Consider the following 19,022-nt stretch of genomic DNA (forward strand, 5'->3'; position numbering starts at 1 on the left):
ATTATGAGCAAAGAAATGCTAGAAGCCTTCCGTATTTTGGAAGAAGAAAAACACATTGATAAGGCAGATATCATTGAGGCAGTCACTGAATCACTGAAATCAGCTTATAAACGTCGTTATGGTCAAGCAGAATCCTGCGTCATTGAATTTAATGATAAAACAGCAGATTTTCAGGTTTTTACGGTTCGTGAGGTTGTTGAAGAGGTATTTGATAGCCGTCTGGAAATTAGCCTGAACGATGCCCTTGCCATTAGCTCAGCCTATGAGTTAGGAGATAAAATTCGTTTTGAAGAATCAGTCAGCGAGTTTGGACGTGTGGCTGCTCAGTCTGCAAAGCAAACCATTATGGAAAGGATGCGTCGTCAGATGCGAGAAATCACCTTCAATGAGTACAAGCAGCATGAAGGTGAAATCATGACGGGTACGGTTGAGCGTTTTGACCAACGTTTCATTTATGTTAACCTTGGTTCCTTAGAGGCTCAGCTCTCACACCAGGACCAAATACCAGGAGAAACCTTCAAGTCACATGATCGGATAGATGTTTATGTCTACAAGGTAGAAAACAATCCAAAGGGTGTTAATGTTTTTGTTAGTCGTAGTCACCCTGAGTTTATCAAGCGCATCATGGAACAGGAAATTCCAGAGGTTTTTGACGGGACTGTTGAGATTATGAGTGTTTCTCGTGAGGCAGGTGACCGTACTAAGGTTGCTGTGCGTAGCCATAATCCAAACGTTGATGCGATTGGAACGATCGTTGGACGTGGCGGCAGCAACATCAAAAAGGTTATCAGTAAATTCCATCCAAAGCGCTATGATGCTAAGACAGGACTTGAGATCCCAGTAGAAGAAAACATTGACGTTATCCAATGGGTAGATGACCCTGCTGAATTTATCTACAATGCCATTGCACCTGCTGAGGTTGATATGGTTCTCTTTGATGATGACGATCTTAAGCGTGCGACTGTGGTGGTGCCTGATAATAAGCTATCGCTTGCTATTGGCCGTCGTGGTCAAAACGTTCGTTTGGCAGCTCATTTGACAGGCTATCGCATTGACATCAAATCAGCCAGTGAATATGAACGCCTTGAAGCAGAAAAAGAAGCAGCAATGACTGAAGCAGTAGCTACAGAGGAGCTCTTAACCAACGAGGAAGTGTAAGAAAAGAGGTGTTTTATGCCTAAAGTAAAAAAAATACCTTTACGTAAGTCGCTTGTTTCTGGTGAGATCATTGATAAGCGTGACCTCCTTCGTATTGTCAAAAATAAGGAGGGGCAGATTTTTATTGATCCAACCGGCAAGCAAAATGGGCGTGGTGCTTATATCAAGCTGGATAATCAAGAGGCACTTCTGGCTAAGAAAAAGCAGGTTTTTAATCGTAGCTTCTCAATGGAGGTTCCAGAGAGCTTTTACGATGAAGTGATTGCATATGTTGATCACAAAGTTAAAAGAAGAGAGCTAGGCCTTGAATAGTTTAAATAGATTATCTCATTTGATCGGACTGGCTCAGCGGGCCAAAAAAGTGATTTCAGGTGAGGAATTGGTCATCAAAGCTATTCGACATCAGCAAGCCCATCTTGTTTTTTTAGCCAATGATGCCGGCCCAAATATCACTAAAAAAGTAACAGATAAAAGTAATTATTACAATGTAGAAGTCTCCACAGTGTTTAGTGCACTGGAATTAAGTGCTGCACTTGGCAAGCCTCGTAAGGTGGTTGCCATTGCAGACGCTGGATTTTCAAAGAAAATGAGGACTCTTATGAAATAGACGAATAGGAGGACACAAATTGTCAAAGAAAAGATTACATGAAATTGCCAAGGAAATTGGCAAAAGTAGTAAAGAAGTCGTTGAGCGTGCCAAATCCTTAGGATTAGATGTCAAAAGCCATGCGTCAAGCGTTGAAGAAGCAGATGCTAACAAAATTGCCTCTAGCTTTTCAGCAGGTGTGACTAAGAATGGTCAAGCAGGTTCAGCAAAAGACAAGCAAGTAGCAGAACAAAAAGCAAAAGCAGCTAAAGCCACTACACCACAGCCAGCAGCCTCTAAAGCAGCAGAAAAGCCAGCTGCTGCGACACAAGAAGCATCACAGCCGGTTGCTGTTAAGCCAAAGAGCCGCAATTTCAAGGCAGAGCGTGAAGCACGTGCCAAGGAGCAGGCAGCGAGACGGCAGGCTGGGCAAAATCGCTCTAATGACCGCAAGTCAGACTATCGTCAACTTGGACGATCACAAGGTCAGCAGACGGAGCGAGCTGGCCACAAGTCACAAAATCAGCAAAGAGATAGACGCTTTGATAACAGGCCATCATCTGGAAATAACCGAAACGATGGGCATAGACAAGCTGGTAATCGTGACAAAAACCGTTCCTTTAACGCTAATAGTCGTCAACAGGATACAGGACGTCAAGGGCAGACCCAAGCCGGTGCTCCTAAGATTGATTTTAAGGCGCGTGCTGCTGCCTTAAAGGCTGAACAAAACGCAGAGTATGCCAGACAAAGGGAATCACGTTTTCGTGAACAAGAAGAGGCGAAGCGCTTAGAGCAGCAGGCAAGGCAAGAGGCTAAGGCAGCCGCCCTCAAGGCTCAGACAGAGGACAAAAAGCATCGTGAAGCCCCAGCTAAGGCTACTGAGCCAGCTGAGCCGGTAGCTAGTATAGCTGCTGCACCGGTAGCAAAACCGGTTGATAAGCGTCGAAAAAAACAAAATCGTCCAGACAAAGCGCATGATAGGGATCATGGCCTAGAAGATGGACAAAAGAAAAATAAGAAGAGTTGGAATAGTCAAAACCAAGTGAGAAATCAAAAGAATAGTAACTGGAATAACAACAAGAAAAACAAAAAAGGTAAGCATCATAAGAATAGCAACACAGCTCCAAAACCAGTAACAGAGCGTAAATTCCATGAACTACCAAAAGAATTTGAATATTCAGAGGGAATGACCGTTGCTGAAATTGCAAAACGGATCAAGCGTGAGCCAGCTGAGATTGTCAAGAAATTATTTATGATGGGTGTGATGGCAACGCAAAACCAATCCTTAGATGGTGATACCATTGAGCTCTTAATGGTGGATTATGGCATTGAAGCTAAGGCCAAGGTGGAGGTTGATGAAGCTGATATTGAGCGCTTCTTTACTGATGATAGCTACCTTAATCCTGAGAATATTGTTGAGCGTGCACCGGTTGTTACCATTATGGGACACGTCGATCATGGTAAGACGACCCTGCTTGATACCCTTAGAAATTCTCGTGTTGCAACAGGAGAAGCAGGAGGGATCACCCAGCATATTGGAGCTTACCAGATTGAGGAGGCAGGCAAGAAGATTACCTTCCTAGATACACCAGGACATGCTGCCTTCACAAGCATGCGTGCACGTGGAGCGTCAGTGACAGATATTACCATTTTGATTGTAGCTGCTGATGACGGGGTAATGCCACAAACCATTGAAGCTATTAACCATTCTAAGGCGGCTGGTGTTCCAATTATCGTTGCCATCAACAAGATTGACAAGCCAGGGGCTAATCCTGAGCGTGTTATTTCAGAATTGGCTGAGCATGGGATCATCTCAACTGCTTGGGGTGGTGAGTGTGAGTTTGTTGAAATCTCTGCCAAATTTAACAAAAACATTGATGAGCTGCTAGAAACAGTGCTTTTGGTAGCTGAGGTTGAAGAGCTAAAGGCTGATCCTACGGTTCGTGCGATTGGTACGGTCATTGAGGCTAGACTTGACAAAGGTAAGGGTGCGGTTGCGACACTTCTGGTCCAACAAGGAACCCTACACGTACAGGATCCAATCGTTGTTGGAAACACCTTTGGTCGTGTGCGTGCCATGACAAATGACCTTGGTCGTCGTGTGAAATCAGCTGAGCCGTCCACACCGGTATCTATTACTGGTCTCAATGAAACCCCTATGGCGGGTGATCATTTTGCGGTCTATGCTGATGAAAAAGCAGCGCGTGCAGCAGGGGAGGAGCGTGCTAAGCGTGCCCTTCTCAAGCAACGTCAAAACACGCAACGTGTCAGCCTTGATAATCTATTTGATACCCTTAAGGCTGGGGAGATCAAAACCGTTAACGTAATCATCAAGGCAGACGTACAGGGCTCTGTGGAAGCTTTGGCAGCCTCACTCCTTAAAATTGATGTTGAGGGCGTTCGAGTGAATGTTGTTCACTCTGCTGTTGGTGCTATCAATGAGTCAGATGTGACCTTGGCAGAGGCTTCAAACGCTGTTATCATAGGTTTCAATGTGCGTCCGACACCACAGGCGCGTCAGCAGGCTGATACAGATGATGTTGAGATTCGCTTGCACAGCATTATCTATAAGGTGATCGAAGAGGTTGAGGAAGCCATGAAAGGTAAGCTTGACCCTGAGTATCAAGAAAAAGTTCTTGGTGAGGCTATTATTCGTGAAACCTTTAAGGTCTCTAAGGTTGGGACAATCGGAGGCTTTATGGTTGTTAATGGTAAGGTAACGCGCGATTCAAGCGTACGTGTCATTCGTGATAGCGTGGTTATCTTTGATGGTAAGCTAGCCAGTCTTAAGCATTATAAGGACGATGTTAAGGAGATTGGTAATGCCCAAGAGGGTGGTTTGATGATTGAAGGCTTTAATGACATTAAGGTCGATGATACCATTGAGGCTTACGTCATGGAAGAAATTATCCGTAAATAGTCGTGGTGGCTAGTAGCTTAAACAGCCTTGTCCTAAGGCAATAGACAATGTCACCACCTGATTTGAACAATCACTATTAATAGTATAGCCATCAGCCTAATAGAGAAAAAGGCTTGAAAGTCATCAAGCTTTTCTCTTGTTATTGGGCTATTAAGAGTCTGTACTATTTGACAATAGAAAGGAAGGGCCATGACAAATCATCGTATTGATCGTGTTGGTATGGAAATCAAGCGTGAGGTCAACGAGATTTTACACAAAAAGGTTCGTGATCCACGTGTGCAGGGTGTTACGATCACAGAAGTGCAAATGCTGGGCGATTTGTCAGTTGCTAAGGTTTACTATACCATTATGAGTGACCTAGCTTCAGACAATCAAAAGGCTGAAATAGGCCTAAAAAAAGCAACAGGAACCATTAAGCGTGAGCTTGGTAAGCAATTAACCATGTATAAAATTCCGGATTTGGTTTTTGAAAAGGACAATTCTATCGCCTATGGCAATAAAATTGATCAATTGCTTCGTGAGTTAGAAAAGAAACAGTAATCATGCTGTGATCAGAAAATGCCTACCAGGCTTTGGCAAAAAGCTCAAGTCTGGTAGGCATTTTTGTATTATTATTTTTGGGGTTCGTACTCTTTTTTTATGGTATCAATGATTTGGTATTGTGCTGTCTTGGCCTCTTCAATCGGGTAAATAGGATAAACATGGTTCATCTCTTCTCCAACAAAGAGCTGGTGTGTATGCTTTCTTTCTGCCAACATCTTATCAAATTTCGTGATGTCTGGGTAAAAGATTTCGTGAGTTCCGACAAACATGGTAATAGGTGCTAGTCCACTTGTATCGCCATAAATAGGGCTAACGTAGGGGTGCTTAGTGTTGTTTTCACCACGTCGTGCCCAGATATCGCCCACGATCCGCAGCCCCCAGGCAGACAAGATAGGGTCAGAGGATTCGTATTTTGGAATATCTGGATTAGATAGGGTGACATCAAGCCAAGGAGAAAGCAGGATAATGTCCTTAGGTTGAGTGATATTCTCAGTTTTTAAGGCTAGGGCAAGTCCCAGTGCCAAGCCACCACCAGCAGAGTCTCCCATGATAGTGATGTTTTGAGGGCTAGTGCTTTTTAGAATATCCTGATAAAGACTAACTAATCTTGGCATAGCGACATCATAGGTATAGGTCGGAGCCTTTGGATAAATGGGCAATACAATCTTAGCATCAAGGCTAGTTGACAAGGTTTTGAGCATGTCAATATGGTATGAGGTCGGGTTGTTTAGGTAGGAGCCACCATGCAGGTAGAGAATGACCTTTTGATCTGATGATTTATTAGGTTTTTCATTCCAGCTGTGAACCTGCATGTTGTCTCTGCGCTCTGTCTTTAACTCTCCGTTGACCTCATTTTGAGTGAGATTAAAGCCTTGATTGCTCTTTTCACCGGCTGACTTGACGTAGTTGTAGAAGGTATTCTCATCTTGCTCGGCATAATAGCTTTTGTCTCGTTTAAGCCAAAAATATTGTTCGATAAACCAACTTTTCCAGGATCGCGTGCTGGCTTGAACGACTGTTTGGCTACCTATAGCTGTGAGTAGAAGGACCAGTAGGATTAGCTGTCTTTTAAGATATGTCAATGTTTTCTCCTTAATCATTACAGTATTACTGTCATATAGTAATATACAAGGACTCATTTTGTCAATATAAAGTTAATCAGATAAGACCAGAAAGCTCAGACTATTAAAAGCTAGCTGCTGACTTTAGCTGTCAGTCTTTTTTTGACGCTGTTTCTCATAAAGAGACCTTTTTTAGTTATTATTTGTTTACAAATGTAAACAAATAAGCTATACTTAGTAAAACTACAGATGAAAGAGAGGTAGTGATGTGGATACAATATCTGATGCAGAATGGGAGGTTATGCGTGTTGTTTGGGCTAATGGGAACATGAAGAGCTCTGAGATTATTGCTATTCTTCATGCAAAATACCGCTGGTCTGATTCTACCGTTAAGACCTTGATTGGACGTTTGGTTAAGAAAAAAGCCCTAAGGGCTGATAGACAGGGACGGTCCTATATTTACCAGTCCTTGCTTGATCAGGATAGGCTAGAGCTTGCGATCTTACGTGAGAGGCTTGATGGCATGTGTCAGCGTCACCATAGTCATCTGCTGCTAGCCTTACTCAAGGAAACCCCGATGACCTTGGAGGATATTCAGAACTTTCAAGTATTATTGGAAGCTAAAGCAGCGCAAGCGGTACCTGATGTTTTGTGTCATTGCTTACCGGGGCAATGTTATTGTCAGAAAAAGGAGGAACATTAATGGCTAAAGAAACCTTTATGCTAGAGGGCATGCATTGCACCTCCTGTGCGCTAGCGATTGAACAGGCGGTTAAGCAATTACCAGGTGTTGAGGACGTGGTGGTTAATGTGACAACTGAAAAGCTGTCAGTAACTTACTTGGCTGCTAGGTTGACCTCAGCAGAGATTATTCAGGCTGTAAGAGATGCAGGCTATAAGGCAGAGCTGCTTGATGAGACTGATGTGAGGGGACAAATGGACCGTCTAGAGGAGCAGGCGCATCAGACTTGGTATCGTTTTGTCTGGTCTGCTTTGTTCAGTCTGCCGCTGGTCTACCTGTCAATGGGGCCTATGCTTGGCTTGTGGCTGCCTGATGCCCTATCTCCTCGTTTGCATGCGATAAGCTATGGTCTTGTTCAGCTTTTGCTGACCCTGCCTGTCCTTTTCTTGAATCGGCAGTACTATGTAAATGGCTTTAAGGCACTGGTAAAGAAACACCCTAATATGGATTCGCTTGTGGCATTAGCCACTAGTTTTGCTTTTAGCTACAGTGCTTATAGCTTCTTTAAGATTGTGACTGGAATGGACTCGTTTGTTCATCAGCTTTATTTTGAATCTGTCGTGGTTATTTTGACCCTGATTACCCTTGGCAGCTATCTGGAGAGCCGCACAAAGGGGCGAGCCTCGCAAGCTATTCAAAAGCTGCTGTCCTTAACGGTCAATGATGTCAGGGTTATTCGTCAAGGAGAGATCCAGCTGATTCCTTTAGAGCAGGTGACGAGTGAGGATATTTGCTTTATTCAACCAGGCGAAAGGGTCGCTATTGATGGGCTGATACTAGACGGACAATCTGCTGTTGATGAGTCCATGCTGACAGGAGAGAGCCTACCAGTGGATAAGCAGGCTGGTGATCATGTATTTGCTGGTACCATCAATGGCCAAGGAGCTCTAAAGGTTCAGCCATCTAGGCTTGGGCAGGATACGTTGCTAGCGCAAATCATTCAGCTAGTAGAGCGTGCACAGCAGACTAAGGCTCCGATTGCTGCGATTGCTGATAGGGTATCTGGTGTTTTTGTCCCTATCGTATTAGGCTTATCCCTGCTGAGCTTTCTTTTTTGGTTCTTTGTTATGAGAGAAAGCCTTGATTTTGCTTTGACAGTGGCTACTGCTGTGTTGATCATTGCTTGTCCTTGTGCTTTGGGGCTAGCAACTCCCACTGCCATCATGGTTGGCTCAGGTCGTGCAGCTGAGCAAGGGATTCTCTTTAAGGGAGGAGATATTTTAGAAAAGACTTATCAGGTGCAGACGATTGTGTTTGATAAAACAGGCACATTGACGCAAGGAAAGGCTCAATTGCAGCATATCGTCCTTCTTGCTGCTGATAAAGAGCAGGCTCTTCAAGAGGTTGCTTCCTTAGAACAGTATTCGCAGCACCCTTTAGGAGAGGCGATTGTTAAGGCAGCACGTGATCAGGACTATGACCTGTTAACGGTGACAGACTTTCAATCGTTTGTTGGCTTAGGTGTTACTGGATCCATTGATCAGCACCGCTTGGCTGTTGGTAATAGTCAGCTGATGGTGCAGCAGGGGATTGCGATAAGTGCTGCTCAAGCCTATGCTGAGCAAGCTGCTTCAAAGGGGCAAACTGTTATCTATTATGCCAAAGATGGTCAGTTATGTGCCTTATTTATCGTTGCCGATAGGATAAAAGCAGATAGCAGAGCAACAGTAAAAGCCTTGCAGGATTTGGGCCTTCAAACGGTTATGCTAACAGGTGATCATGCTATAACTGCTCGAGCGATTGCTGATGAGGTAGGGATTGATCAGGTCTTTAGTCAAGTCTTACCTGCTCAAAAGGCGCAGGTTATTGCTGATTTGAAGGCTAGTGGGCAGCTGGTTGCGATGGTTGGTGATGGGATTAATGACGCACCTGCCTTGACCTTAGCCGATGTTGGTATCTCGATTGGCTCTGGGACGGATATTGCTATTGAGGCAGCGGATATTATTCTGATGACATCGTCATTGTTAGATGTGGTTGACTGCTTGGAGCTTAGTCTTCAAACCATCAGAGTAGTTAAGCAAAATTTATTTTGGGCCTTTATCTACAATAGCTTAATGATCCCTATTGCTATGGGAGCTCTTCACATATTTGGCGGCCCTCTATTAAACCCAATGCTGGCTGGCTTTGCCATGAGCCTTAGCTCAATATCAGTGGTATTAAATGCTTTGCGATTAAGGCATCAAAAATGGTAAAGGCTCTCACCGACCTTACCGTCAGTATAGTAAAGCTAAAGGCCTGCGCCGACAAAAGGCATAAGCAAAACAAAGAGCAGGAATAAAAAAGCAGATCATTTATTGGTTAAGGCTACCAGAAGCCACCAAGTGCTATAGCAACCTGATATGGCAAATAGCACCGAAAAATATGACAGGTATAGGATAACCTTACATTATCGCTGAGAGATTTAAAGGTGCTATTATTGTTACCGATCATAGGTTTCTTCATATTGACACCACTTTTTAGCTGTTAATATGAGAAGACGGTTTAAGCAGGCTTCGTATTTTGATTGAGAATAGACTAAGTGAATTGTTCTATGACAAAGAAAGGATAACAGGCTTTATGAGTTAATAGGGTGTCATTAGCTCCCAGCTTATTTTTGGACTAATATCAACAGAAGAGCAGTAAACCAAGCAAGGGTTTGCTGTTTTTTCTTGCTCAGCATGAGACGGAAAAAGAGAGCATAACAAGCAATCAAAAAGAGCAGCTGAATCATGGTCAGGCAAAGACAGCATGCGAAGAACAAGCTGAATAGTGACTCCAAAAGAAGGGCTGGCGCTGATAGTCTTGATCTCATAGAGGCCTTTATGGCTTCCCTGATAAGCAGGGGTATTGCTCACAACATGATTAGGTAAAAAAGAGCACAATGATGCCTATATTAACATTATGTGGTTGTTATTGAGCGTCATTTAAATCTAATGATAGAAAAAATAGTTTAAAAATGGTATAATATTATAAATTAGCTGTAACTCAATTGTCATTTATAGGTTAAGCAAAAGCATAAAGTGACTGGTGTTATCAAGAGCAGCTGAGAGCTGCTGATGGAGAAGTATCTGGAGTAAGTGAGATGAACGAAAATACTAAGCGATTGACAGATCCTATTGTTTTGGAGAAGATTAGAGCTATAGAAGCTTCGCCTGAGCATCACCAAAAGCTGGAGCAAATTAAAAGCGATATGAGTGGAAATGCTAGAAAGAATAATCTGGGCTGGCTGACAATGGTGATAGGCGCAATCATCTTGTATGGCATGGTTGACCGATCTCTTGCCTTATTTCTCATTATCTTTGTGGGGGGCTTGGTTTGGCCGCGGCTGAAAACATTCAAAACAGCAAATGAGCTCTCCTATGTGGATCACTTTTTGCTGCCTGTTTTACAGGAGGCCCTGCCAGATGTCAAGATAGATTACTATTCAGGGATTGAGCTCTCCTTACTAAAGCTTGCAACACCGTCCTCCAGATGGTATGACAGTAATTGCCATATTATTTTTGGAGATGACATGCAGACAGAATTTTGCAATCTTTATGCCTACCATGAGGAAAATGAGGATGATAACTGGCATCGGGTCACTGATTTTAACGGACAGGTGCTGCTGGCTAAATATTATACAGCTATCAAGGGTTATATTAGAATTGTGCCGACTCAAAAGGGCTTTTTGGGCAGAGAAAAGGTCCATAGTGGCTACAAGGCTAAGCTAAAGGGTGAGGTGCAGCTGGAAATGGAGGACATTCGCTTTAATGAAACGTACAATGTGTACTGCACAGATGAATTAAGCGCTAGAATGCTCTTAAATCCTTATATGCTGGCAGTGCTTGATGAATGGAGAGAGGAGATGCCTGTAGCAGTTTATATGAATGGTGATACTGTTGTTGTGTCCTTCTATTCCGGTCAACAGCTCTTGAAAACCCCTAGCTCTAGAGGGGCTATTGAAAAGCTAGCGTTAAGTAGCGAATATGAAAACATTCAAGACAAGCTTGTTAAGATGTACCGCTTGTTGGATACACTAAATCATCAGCTTTAAGGAGGCTTTTTTATGTCAGTGACGTCATCTATGTTAACACTTATTCTTTGCATGACTATACTATGGCTTATTGGAGTGAGAAACAAATTAGAAAGGTATCGAATCGTTATAGAGGAGTCTAAACGAAATGTCGATATTGCTCTTGAGAAGAGATATGATACCATTTCGGAAATGCTAAAAATCGCTAAGTCCTATGCCAAGCATGAGGAAAAGGTCTTTACTGAACTCGTGAAGCTGCGTCAGGGGCTTTCCTTGGAGGAAACAAATGATGTGATGAGGACACAGGAGCAGGCCTTGAATGAGGTTTTTGCTGTAGGAGAGGCTTATCCGGAAATGCGCTCCTCTGAGCAGTTTTTGAGCCTGCAAAATGAGATTGCTAAGGAAAATGCAGCCTTGGCAGCAGCAAAACGCATTGTCAATAGTAATATTAGTCTCTTCAATCAAGCGGTGGTTGCTTTTCCGGTATCAATTGTAGCCAGCCTTATCAATGTCAAGCAGATGACCTTTCTTGATATTGACCTTGACCATAAAAAGAGTCTTGATCAGCTGGACTATACCATTTAGGCTGTCTGCTCGTTAAGAGGTGAGGTAGGTAAATAGCTGTTAGAAAGCGGCTAAGCTGTCGTATGAGCCCTTTCACAGCCCTCAGCGTAGAAAAAGAGTGGAATAACCATTCAATCGTCATGACCTGGCGATGTTGATTAGGTTATCCACCCTCGAGCAGCTGATTAAAAAGGCCACATCGCTTGAAAAATGAGGGCTAAGAGCCCTCCAATCAACTCTATAGTTTGACGATTTTAAAAGAGGAAGGATTTTTGTCCTAGCCTCTTTTTGCTTTGCTTAACGTGTGACAAGTTAAAAAAGGCATGAAGCCCCATTGCAATATTAGTGGTTTCATGCGCTTTTATGGTGCTATTTCGTTTGATGGCTTTGTTTACCTGCTGGACTCATGGTGGAAACAGATAGAGAGGTAGGCTGTCTAGCTGCTGACCTGATTGTCAGCTGGCCTTGCGACCAAGAGCTTGGCAAATTGACGGTAACGCTCCTTAACGCTGTCACTAACCTTGGAGTCGGTGATAATGGCGTCGATATTGTCAAGGTGATAAAAGCTGTAAAAGTCATAGGCGTTAAACTTTTGGTTGTCAGCGAGCAGGTATTTTTCGATGGCATTGTCACAGGCTAGGCGCTGAATAACCCCTTCGTTTTCACTGTAGGTGGCAATGTCATTTTTATAAATACCGTTGCAGCTGATGAAGGCCTTGGCAAACTTCAAGGATAAGATGGTTTGACTGGCAAGACTACCAACAAAGGCACCTGTAATAGCTCGATACTCACCACCGATAAGAATGAGATCAACAGTTTTGCTTTTATTAAGAATCGTAAAAACAGGCAGGCTGTTGGTAATAATCCGTATGTGGCGATTGACTAGAGCCTCAGCCAAGCATTCTAAGGTCGTTCCGGGACCTATAAAAATGGTCTCGCCATCGTTAATGAGCTGGCTGGCATACCTAGCAATTTCTTTTTTTTCTTCAATTTGTACGGTTAATTTCTCAGTATTTGACCGCTCGAGCTTTTGAGGCATAGCAATGCTTTGGGCACCACCATGAATGCGGACTAATTTTCCGGCTTTTTCTAGCTCATCTAAATCTCGTCTGGCTGTCATATCTGAGACCTTTAGTTGTTCAATGATATCGTGAACCGTAATAATACCGTTGGCGTTTACCTTTTCAATGATTTTTAACAGTCTCTCACGCTTAAGCATGACCGCTCTCCTTATCTAGGATATGATTAGTTAATGATAGCACAAAGCATCGTTTTTTTCAATAAGCAACAAAATTCAAAAAAAATAAAACAAAAATATCAAAAATATATGTTGATAAATGTTTGTTTTTAATATAAAATAATCTTGTAAACGATTAACAAACAATATCGAACAAAATTAATCAAATGTAAAGGAGATGTGATGGCTATTATTTTGGGTGCAGATGCACATGGCAATGAGTTGAAAGAGGTTCTTAAAAGCTTTCTTCAGCAGGAAGGCTTTGATGTGACAGACGTGACAGACATAGATAAGGATTTTATTGACAATACCTTGGCAGTTGCTCAGGCGGTCAATGATAAGGACACTAATCTTGGTATTATGGTCGATGCTTATGGTGCAGGCCCATTTATGGTGGCGACCAAGCTAAAAGGCATGATAGCAGCAGAGGTTTCTGATGAGCGCTCTGCCTACATGACACGTGGCCACAATAATGCTCGTATGATTACCCTTGGTGCAAGGATTGTTGGTGAGGAGCTGGCAAAAAACATTGCTAAGGCTTTTGTGGTCGGCAGCTACGATGGCGGACGCCATCAAATACGTGTAGACATGCTCAATAAAATGGCTTAACGAAGGGAAGATATCATGAAAATTGCTATTGGCTGTGACCATATTGTGACGAATGAAAAAATGGCTGTTTCAGATTTTTTGAAATCAAAGGGCTATGAGGTGATTGACTGTGGGACCTATGACCATACCCGCACCCATTACCCGATTTTTGGGAAAAGGGTTGGTGAGGCTGTCGCCAATGGCCGAGCTGATCTTGGTGTCTGTATCTGTGGCACTGGTGTTGGGATCACTAATGCTGTCAACAAGGTTCCTGGCATTCGCTCAGCGCTTGTTAGGGATATGACAACAGCACTGTATGCAAAAGAGGAGCTCAATGCAAATGTCATAGGCTTTGGCGGTAAAATCACAGGCGAGCTTTTAATGTGTGATATTATTGATGCTTTTATCAAGGCAGATTATAGGGAAACTGATGACAATAAAAAGCTGCTTGCTAAAATAGCTCATTTAGAGACACAGCACGTCAATCAAGAGGATCCTGACTTTTTCAACGAATTTCTGGACAAATGGGATCGCGGTGACTACCAGGATTAGGAGAGCATATGATTTTAACAGTAACCTTAAATCCTTCTATTGATATTTCCTATCCTTTGGAGGCCTTAGCCTTGGATCGGGTAAACCGCGTGGAAGCGGTTCAAAAAACAGCTGGCGGCAAGGGGCTGAATGTGACCAGAGTGTTAGCAGAAGCTGGTCAGTCAGTTATGGCAACAGGATTTATTGGTGGGAAACTGGGTGACTTTGTCATTCATCAGTTACAAGAACAGGGCATTTCTAACCAATTCTTCAAAATCAAAGGGGAAACGAGAAATTGTATTGCTGTTTTACATGAAGGCATGCAGACGGAAATTCTGGAAGCTGGTCCCTACATTGATATGGACGAGGCTGAAGGCTTTTTGAACCACATGAGTATTATTGCTAAGCAGTTTGATGTCTTAACCTTTTCAGGCAGTCTGCCTAAGGGTCTGACCGCTCACTATTATCAAGACTTGATTACTATGGCGAGAGCCTATGGCAGCAAAGTGGTTTTAGATTGCTCTGGTGCTCTTTTAAAAGCGGTACTGGCTAGCAAAGATAAACCAACTGTTATCAAACCCAATTTGGAAGAATTGGAGGATTTGATAGGCCAACCTGTCACATTAGATGAGGAACGTTTAATCTCTCTGTTGAGTCAACCTTTATTTGAAGGGATAGAATGGATTATTGTTTCTCTTGGTGCCCAAGGAGCCTTTGCCAAACATCATAACAGGTTTTACCGTGTTACCATTCCTAAAATTGAGGTAGTCAATCCTGTTGGATCTGGTGACGCTACTGTGGCAGGGATTGCTTGGGCTTTGGCAGAAGGAGATGACGATGAGACGCTTCTGAAAAAAGCCAATGTTTTAGGCATGTTAAATGCGCAAGAAACAAGAACAGGTCATGTGAATATGGCACATTTTGATGAGCTATTTGACCGTATTCAAGTAGAGGAGGTATAAGATGACATTAACAAGAAACAAAAAAGCTTATTTAGAAAAGGTCAGTCGTAAGGGAATCATTTCGGCTTTGGCCTTTGATCAGCGCGGTGCCTTGAAGCGCATGATGGCAACCCACCAAGACACAGAGCCTGCTCCTTGGCAAATCGAGGCCCTAAAGGCTCTGGTATCAGAGGAGCTAACCCCCTATGCCTCCTCTATCCTGCTTGACCCTGAATATGGCCTGCCAGCCACTAAGGTGCGTGATCAGAAGTCTGGCTTATTATTAGCCTATGAACAAACTGGCTATGATACGACAACCACCAGCCGCCTGCCAGATTGTCTGGTGGATTGGTCAGTCAAGCGCCTCAAGGAGGCTGGGGCTGACGCAGTGAAGTTCTTGCTTTACTATGATGTTGATGGAGATGAATACATTAACCAGCAAAAGCAGGCCTATATTGAGCGTATCGGCTCAGAATGTCAGGCAGAGGAGATACCATTTTTCCTTGAGCTGTTGACCTATGATGAGGTGATAACAGACAATCAGAGTGTAGCCTTTGCCAAGCTAAAGGCACACAAGGTTAATGAGGCCATGAAGGTCTTTTCAGCTGAGCGCTTTGGGGTTGATGTCCTAAAGGTAGAGGTTCCTGTCAATATGGCCTATGTTGAGGGCTTTGCAGAGGGTGAGGCTGTTTACAGCAAAGAGGAGGCTATTCAAGCCTTTCGTGATCAAGAGTCTGCTAGTCATTTGCCATATATTTATTTGAGTGCGGGTGTATCAGCTAGTCTGTTTCAAGAGACCTTGGTTTTTGCGGCAGAGGCAGGAGCTAGGTTTAATGGAGTGCTATGTGGTCGGGCTACCTGGTCAGGAGCAGTAGCGGTGTACATGTCAGAGGGCGAGGCGGCAGCGCGTCAATGGCTTCGCACAGAGGGATTTCAGAATATTGATCGTCTCAATCAGGTGCTTGAGAAAACAGCCAGCCCTTGGACAACAAAGCTTACTCTTGATGAAGCCTAGTAAAGGCATGATAAAAGCAATGCCAGGACATTGCTGTGACAGTAACAGCCTATCCTAATCAAATGGTAAGACTTTTCCAAGAAGCTGAGGCTGCAATAGCCCTAGGTGAGACCTTGGTTGTGATAGCAGTATTGAAGAAAGGGTTTACATTTTTAGGATAATGCCTTATAATAGCATTACAATGACAATCGTATATGGTGGATTGTGACTAAAGCTGATTTAGGCAAGACCGCAAACGAATTGGGAGCTTTTTTCTGATTGGTTTGTGGTCTTTTTATGTTAAAAAAGGAGGTAAGAATGTTCCGACTGATTCGTCCATTGAATAACAATGCCGCCTTGGTTAAGAATGCTGCCAACGAGCAGGCAGTAGTTATGGGGGCAGGAATTGCTTTTCAGAAGAAAAAAGGAGACTTGATTCGAGAAGAAGCCGTTGAAAAAACATTTTTATTAAAAAATGATGAAGCAAGGGAAAACTTACTGCTCTTGCTAAAAGATGTGCCGTTAGATGTCATTACGGTGACCTATGATGTGATTGATTGGTTGGTCTTGACCTATCATTACCCGGTCCAGCAGTACCTTTATGTGACATTGACCGATCATATCTATGCTGCTTATCACATGCTGCAAAAGGGGACCTATTCGGTTAATCGCTTGCCTGACATTTCTAAAGAATTTGGTCAGGAATATGAGATGGCACAGGCTGCTCTGGAGATGTTTCGGCAAAGGCTAAGGACAACCTTTCCAGATGATGAGGTGACAAAGATTGCCCTGCATTTTATTAATGCTAAGGGTGAGGAATCTAGTCCTCAACGAGAGCATAGCAGCACCAAAAAGCTCCTTAATCAGGTGGAAGCAGCCCTGCTGGCTAATGGGATCACACGAACAAGCACTAACAGTCATTTTTATGATCGACTGATGATCCACTTGACCTATTTTATCCAGTCGCTAGACCGTAAGAATCAAGGCTATCATGCTATGGGGAGCTTGGAGGAGCAAATCAAAAAGGAATACCCAAGAGCCTATGAGATAGGCAGTGCTATCTATCAGCTGATGACAGATCTAACAGGTCAAGAGCTGGTAGAGTCTGAAAAAATCTATATTGTAATCCATATTCAACGCTTACTATAAAGGAGACAAAATGACTAAAGACGAGATAACCATGCTTGGTTTTGAAATTGTTGCTTATGCTGGTGAAGCCAGATCGAAGCTGATTGAGGCCTTAGAGGCCGCTAAAAAGGGCGATTATGACAAGGCAGAGACGCTTTGTCAATCAGCCAATCAATCCATTTTAGAAGCGCATAAGGCGCAGACGAGTCTTTTGCAGGAGGAGGCGACAGGCTCAGATATTGCCTTTAGTGTTACCTTGATGCATGGACAGGACCATTTGATGACGACTTTGCTGCTGCAGGATATGATGAAGCACCTTATTGAGCTTTACAAGAGAGGATAAGACATGAACAAGCTAATTGAACACATTGAAAAGAGAAAGCCTTTATTTGAGAAGATTTCTCGAAACATTTACCTACGTGCTATTCGTGATGGCTTTATTGCAGGTATGCCGGTCATTTTGTTTTCAAGTATCTTTATTTTACTGGCTTATGTTCCAAATGCTTGGGGCTTTCATTGGAGTAAGTCTGTTGAAGCCCTACTCATGCTGCCTTATAGCTATTCAATGGGTATTCTTGGCTTTTTTGTTGCGGGGACAACAGCCAAGGCCTTGACTGACTCGATCAATCGTCAGCTAGAAGCTACCAATCAGATGAATTATTTATCAACCATGCTTGCTGCAATGGTTGGCTTTCTACTAATGGCTGCTGATCCTGCAAAAGAAGGCGGCCTTCTAACAGGCTTTATGGGAACAAAGGGACTTTTGACTGCCTTTATTTCTGCCTTTGTGACGGTAATCATTTATAAGCTTTGTGTCAAAAATCATGTGACCATTCGCATGCCTGATGAGGTACCGCCTAACATTTCACAGGTATTTAAGGACTTGATCCCATTTACCTTATCTATTGTTTTGCTTTATCTTGTGCAGCTGATTGTCAAGCACACCTTGGGTGTTAATGTTGCTGAGTCCATCGGTGCCTTATTAGCGCCATTGTTTCAGGCTGCAGATGGTTATTTGGGAATCACGCTTATTTTTGGAGCCTATGCCTTCTTTTGGTTTGTGGGGATTCATGGTCCATCCATTGTTGAGCCGGCAATTGCAGCGATTACCTATGCCAATGCTGAGGTCAATCTCAACCTCTTGCAGGCAGGCCAGCATGCTGATAAGATCCTCACCTCTGGTACGCAAATGTTTATTGTGACAATGGGCGGTACGGGAGCCACTCTTGTTGTGCCATTTATGTTTATGTGGCTGACCAAATCAAAACGCAACCGAGCTATTGGACGTGCTTCTGTTGTGCCTACGTTCTTTGGGGTTAATGAGCCGATACTCTTTGGTGCTCCGCTGGTGTTAAATCCGATTTTCTTTATTCCTTTTATTTTGACACCGATTGTTAATGTTTGGATCTTTAAATTCTTCATTGATGTTTTGGGAATGAATAGCTTTACAGCCAACCTGCCTTGGACAACGCCAGCTCCGCTTGGCTTGGTATTAGGAACGAACCTTCAGGTGCTGTCCTTTGTCCTTGCTGCTGTGTTGATTGCTGTTGATGTTTTGATTTATTATCCTTTCTTAAAGGTCTATGATGAGCAAATCCTTGCTGAGGAGATAGCTGGAAATACCTCTCATCAATCTCTAACAGATAAGGTAGCTGCTAGCTTTGATACTAAAAAAGCGCAGGCTATTCTTCAAAAGCACCAACCAATCACCGCAGAAGCTAATATCCTTGTGCTTTGTGCAGGTGGTGGAACAAGCGGCCTTTTGGCCAATGCGCTGACAAAGGCTGCCAAGGAATACCAAGCACCAATCAAGGCTGCTGCAGGCAGCTACGGTGCTCACAGGGAGATATTGTCGCAATATCAGCTGGTTATCCTAGCTCCGCAGGTTGCTTCTAATTATGAGGACATCAAGCTGGAGACAGACAAGCTAGGCATTAAGCTGGCCAAGACAGAAGGAGCAGAATACATCAGACTGACGCGTGATGGTCAAGCTGCCTTGGCTTTTGTGCAACGAGAGCTAGAAAACTAGGAGGTCATC

At 43.4% G+C, this 19,022-nt stretch carries 18 protein-coding genes and 1 pseudogene; 17 read left to right on the forward strand and 2 right to left on the reverse strand.

Annotation, left to right across the window (positions count from 1 at the left end):
- The first annotated feature begins 3 nt into the window (after window positions 1–3).
- The 6 genes and pseudogenes from nusA to rbfA all read left to right on the forward strand — a co-directional run bounded on the left by nusA (window position 4) and on the right by rbfA (window position 5,204).
- Window positions 4–1,158, forward strand: a complete 1,155-nt coding sequence (nusA, locus tag I2432_RS02490; protein WP_012515088.1) for a transcription termination factor NusA — start codon at window positions 4–6, stop codon at window positions 1,156–1,158.
- Between the two features lie 15 nt (window positions 1,159–1,173).
- Window positions 1,174–1,470, forward strand: coding sequence for an RNase P modulator RnpM (rnpM, locus tag I2432_RS02495; protein WP_012515089.1), 297 nt, complete (start codon window positions 1,174–1,176; stop codon window positions 1,468–1,470).
- The gene (locus I2432_RS02500) at window positions 1,463–1,765 is read left to right on the forward strand and encodes a YlxQ-related RNA-binding protein (protein ID WP_042670148.1); all 303 of its coding nucleotides are present in this window, start codon (window positions 1,463–1,465) and stop codon (window positions 1,763–1,765) included. The genes rnpM and I2432_RS02500 overlap by 8 nt, the downstream gene beginning before the upstream one ends.
- Before the next feature lie 19 nt (window positions 1,766–1,784).
- Window positions 1,785–2,580 (forward strand): annotated as a pseudogene (locus I2432_RS10505) (translation initiation factor IF-2 N-terminal domain-containing protein); the annotation flags it as partial.
- A 68-nt stretch (window positions 2,581–2,648) separates the two neighbouring features.
- Window positions 2,649–4,664 (forward strand): translation initiation factor IF-2, encoded by a 2,016-nt coding sequence (gene infB, locus I2432_RS02505; RefSeq protein ID WP_373419095.1) that lies wholly within the window; start codon window positions 2,649–2,651, stop codon window positions 4,662–4,664.
- Between the two features lie 189 nt (window positions 4,665–4,853).
- On the forward strand, window positions 4,854–5,204 hold the full coding sequence (rbfA, locus tag I2432_RS02510) for a 30S ribosome-binding factor RbfA (protein WP_012515093.1): 351 nt from the start codon (window positions 4,854–4,856) through the stop codon (window positions 5,202–5,204).
- A 71-nt stretch (window positions 5,205–5,275) separates the two neighbouring features.
- Here rbfA and I2432_RS02515 read toward each other — a convergent pair whose 3' ends face one another.
- Complete coding sequence (locus tag I2432_RS02515) at window positions 5,276–6,307, reverse strand: alpha/beta hydrolase fold domain-containing protein (RefSeq protein ID WP_206156397.1); 1,032 nt, start codon at window positions 6,305–6,307, stop codon at window positions 5,276–5,278.
- Between the two features lie 229 nt (window positions 6,308–6,536).
- On the opposite strand from I2432_RS02515, the gene I2432_RS02520 reads away from it, so the two are divergent.
- From I2432_RS02520 to I2432_RS02535, 4 genes are all read left to right on the forward strand, one after another.
- Window positions 6,537–6,971 carry a CopY/TcrY family copper transport repressor gene (locus tag I2432_RS02520; RefSeq protein ID WP_206156396.1) on the forward strand — a complete coding sequence of 145 codons (435 nt, stop codon included), beginning with the start codon at window positions 6,537–6,539 and terminating at the stop codon, window positions 6,969–6,971.
- On the forward strand, window positions 6,971–9,202 hold the full coding sequence (locus I2432_RS02525) for a heavy metal translocating P-type ATPase (RefSeq protein WP_043983775.1): 2,232 nt from the start codon (window positions 6,971–6,973) through the stop codon (window positions 9,200–9,202). Before I2432_RS02520 ends, I2432_RS02525 begins: the two co-directional genes overlap by 1 nt.
- Window positions 9,203–10,071: 869 nt before the next feature.
- Window positions 10,072–11,022 carry a DUF3137 domain-containing protein gene (locus I2432_RS02530; RefSeq protein ID WP_043983774.1) on the forward strand — a complete coding sequence of 317 codons (951 nt, stop codon included), beginning with the start codon at window positions 10,072–10,074 and terminating at the stop codon, window positions 11,020–11,022.
- 12 nt (window positions 11,023–11,034) lie between these two features.
- Window positions 11,035–11,586: a LemA family protein gene (locus I2432_RS02535; RefSeq protein ID WP_038674501.1), complete on the forward strand. Its 552-nt coding sequence runs from the start codon at window positions 11,035–11,037 to the stop codon at window positions 11,584–11,586.
- A gap of 415 nt (window positions 11,587–12,001) precedes the next feature.
- Here the strand turns inward: I2432_RS02535 and I2432_RS02540 are convergent, their stop codons facing one another.
- Window positions 12,002–12,784 carry a DeoR/GlpR family DNA-binding transcription regulator gene (locus tag I2432_RS02540; protein WP_206156394.1) on the reverse strand — a complete coding sequence of 261 codons (783 nt, stop codon included), beginning with the start codon at window positions 12,782–12,784 and terminating at the stop codon, window positions 12,002–12,004.
- A 201-nt stretch (window positions 12,785–12,985) separates the two neighbouring features.
- Between I2432_RS02540 and lacA the strand changes: the two genes are divergently transcribed.
- From lacA to I2432_RS02575, 7 genes are all read left to right on the forward strand, one after another.
- Window positions 12,986–13,411 (forward strand): galactose-6-phosphate isomerase subunit LacA, encoded by a 426-nt coding sequence (gene lacA / locus I2432_RS02545; protein ID WP_012515101.1) that lies wholly within the window; start codon window positions 12,986–12,988, stop codon window positions 13,409–13,411.
- Window positions 13,412–13,426: 15 nt separating this feature from the next.
- On the forward strand, window positions 13,427–13,942 hold the full coding sequence (gene lacB / locus I2432_RS02550) for a galactose-6-phosphate isomerase subunit LacB (RefSeq protein ID WP_043983773.1): 516 nt from the start codon (window positions 13,427–13,429) through the stop codon (window positions 13,940–13,942).
- 8 nt (window positions 13,943–13,950) lie between these two features.
- Window positions 13,951–14,883, forward strand: a complete 933-nt coding sequence (locus I2432_RS02555; RefSeq protein WP_043983772.1) for a tagatose-6-phosphate kinase — start codon at window positions 13,951–13,953, stop codon at window positions 14,881–14,883.
- 1 nt (window position 14,884) lies between these two features.
- Complete coding sequence (gene lacD / locus I2432_RS02560; RefSeq protein WP_206156393.1) at window positions 14,885–15,877, forward strand: tagatose-bisphosphate aldolase; 993 nt, start codon at window positions 14,885–14,887, stop codon at window positions 15,875–15,877.
- A gap of 297 nt (window positions 15,878–16,174) precedes the next feature.
- On the forward strand, window positions 16,175–17,005 hold the full coding sequence (locus tag I2432_RS02565; protein WP_043030517.1) for a PRD domain-containing protein: 831 nt from the start codon (window positions 16,175–16,177) through the stop codon (window positions 17,003–17,005).
- Window positions 17,006–17,015: 10 nt separating this feature from the next.
- Window positions 17,016–17,327 carry a lactose-specific PTS transporter subunit IIA gene (gene lacF / locus I2432_RS02570; protein WP_012515107.1) on the forward strand — a complete coding sequence of 104 codons (312 nt, stop codon included), beginning with the start codon at window positions 17,016–17,018 and terminating at the stop codon, window positions 17,325–17,327.
- A gap of 3 nt (window positions 17,328–17,330) precedes the next feature.
- Window positions 17,331–19,013 (forward strand): lactose-specific PTS transporter subunit EIIC, encoded by a 1,683-nt coding sequence (locus tag I2432_RS02575; RefSeq protein WP_111692241.1) that lies wholly within the window; start codon window positions 17,331–17,333, stop codon window positions 19,011–19,013.
- The last annotated feature ends 9 nt before the right edge of the window (window positions 19,014–19,022 follow it).

The sequence above is a fragment of the Streptococcus equi subsp. zooepidemicus genome (genome assembly GCF_015689395.1).
GTDB classification, from domain to species: Bacteria; Bacillota; Bacilli; order Lactobacillales; family Streptococcaceae; genus Streptococcus; species Streptococcus equi.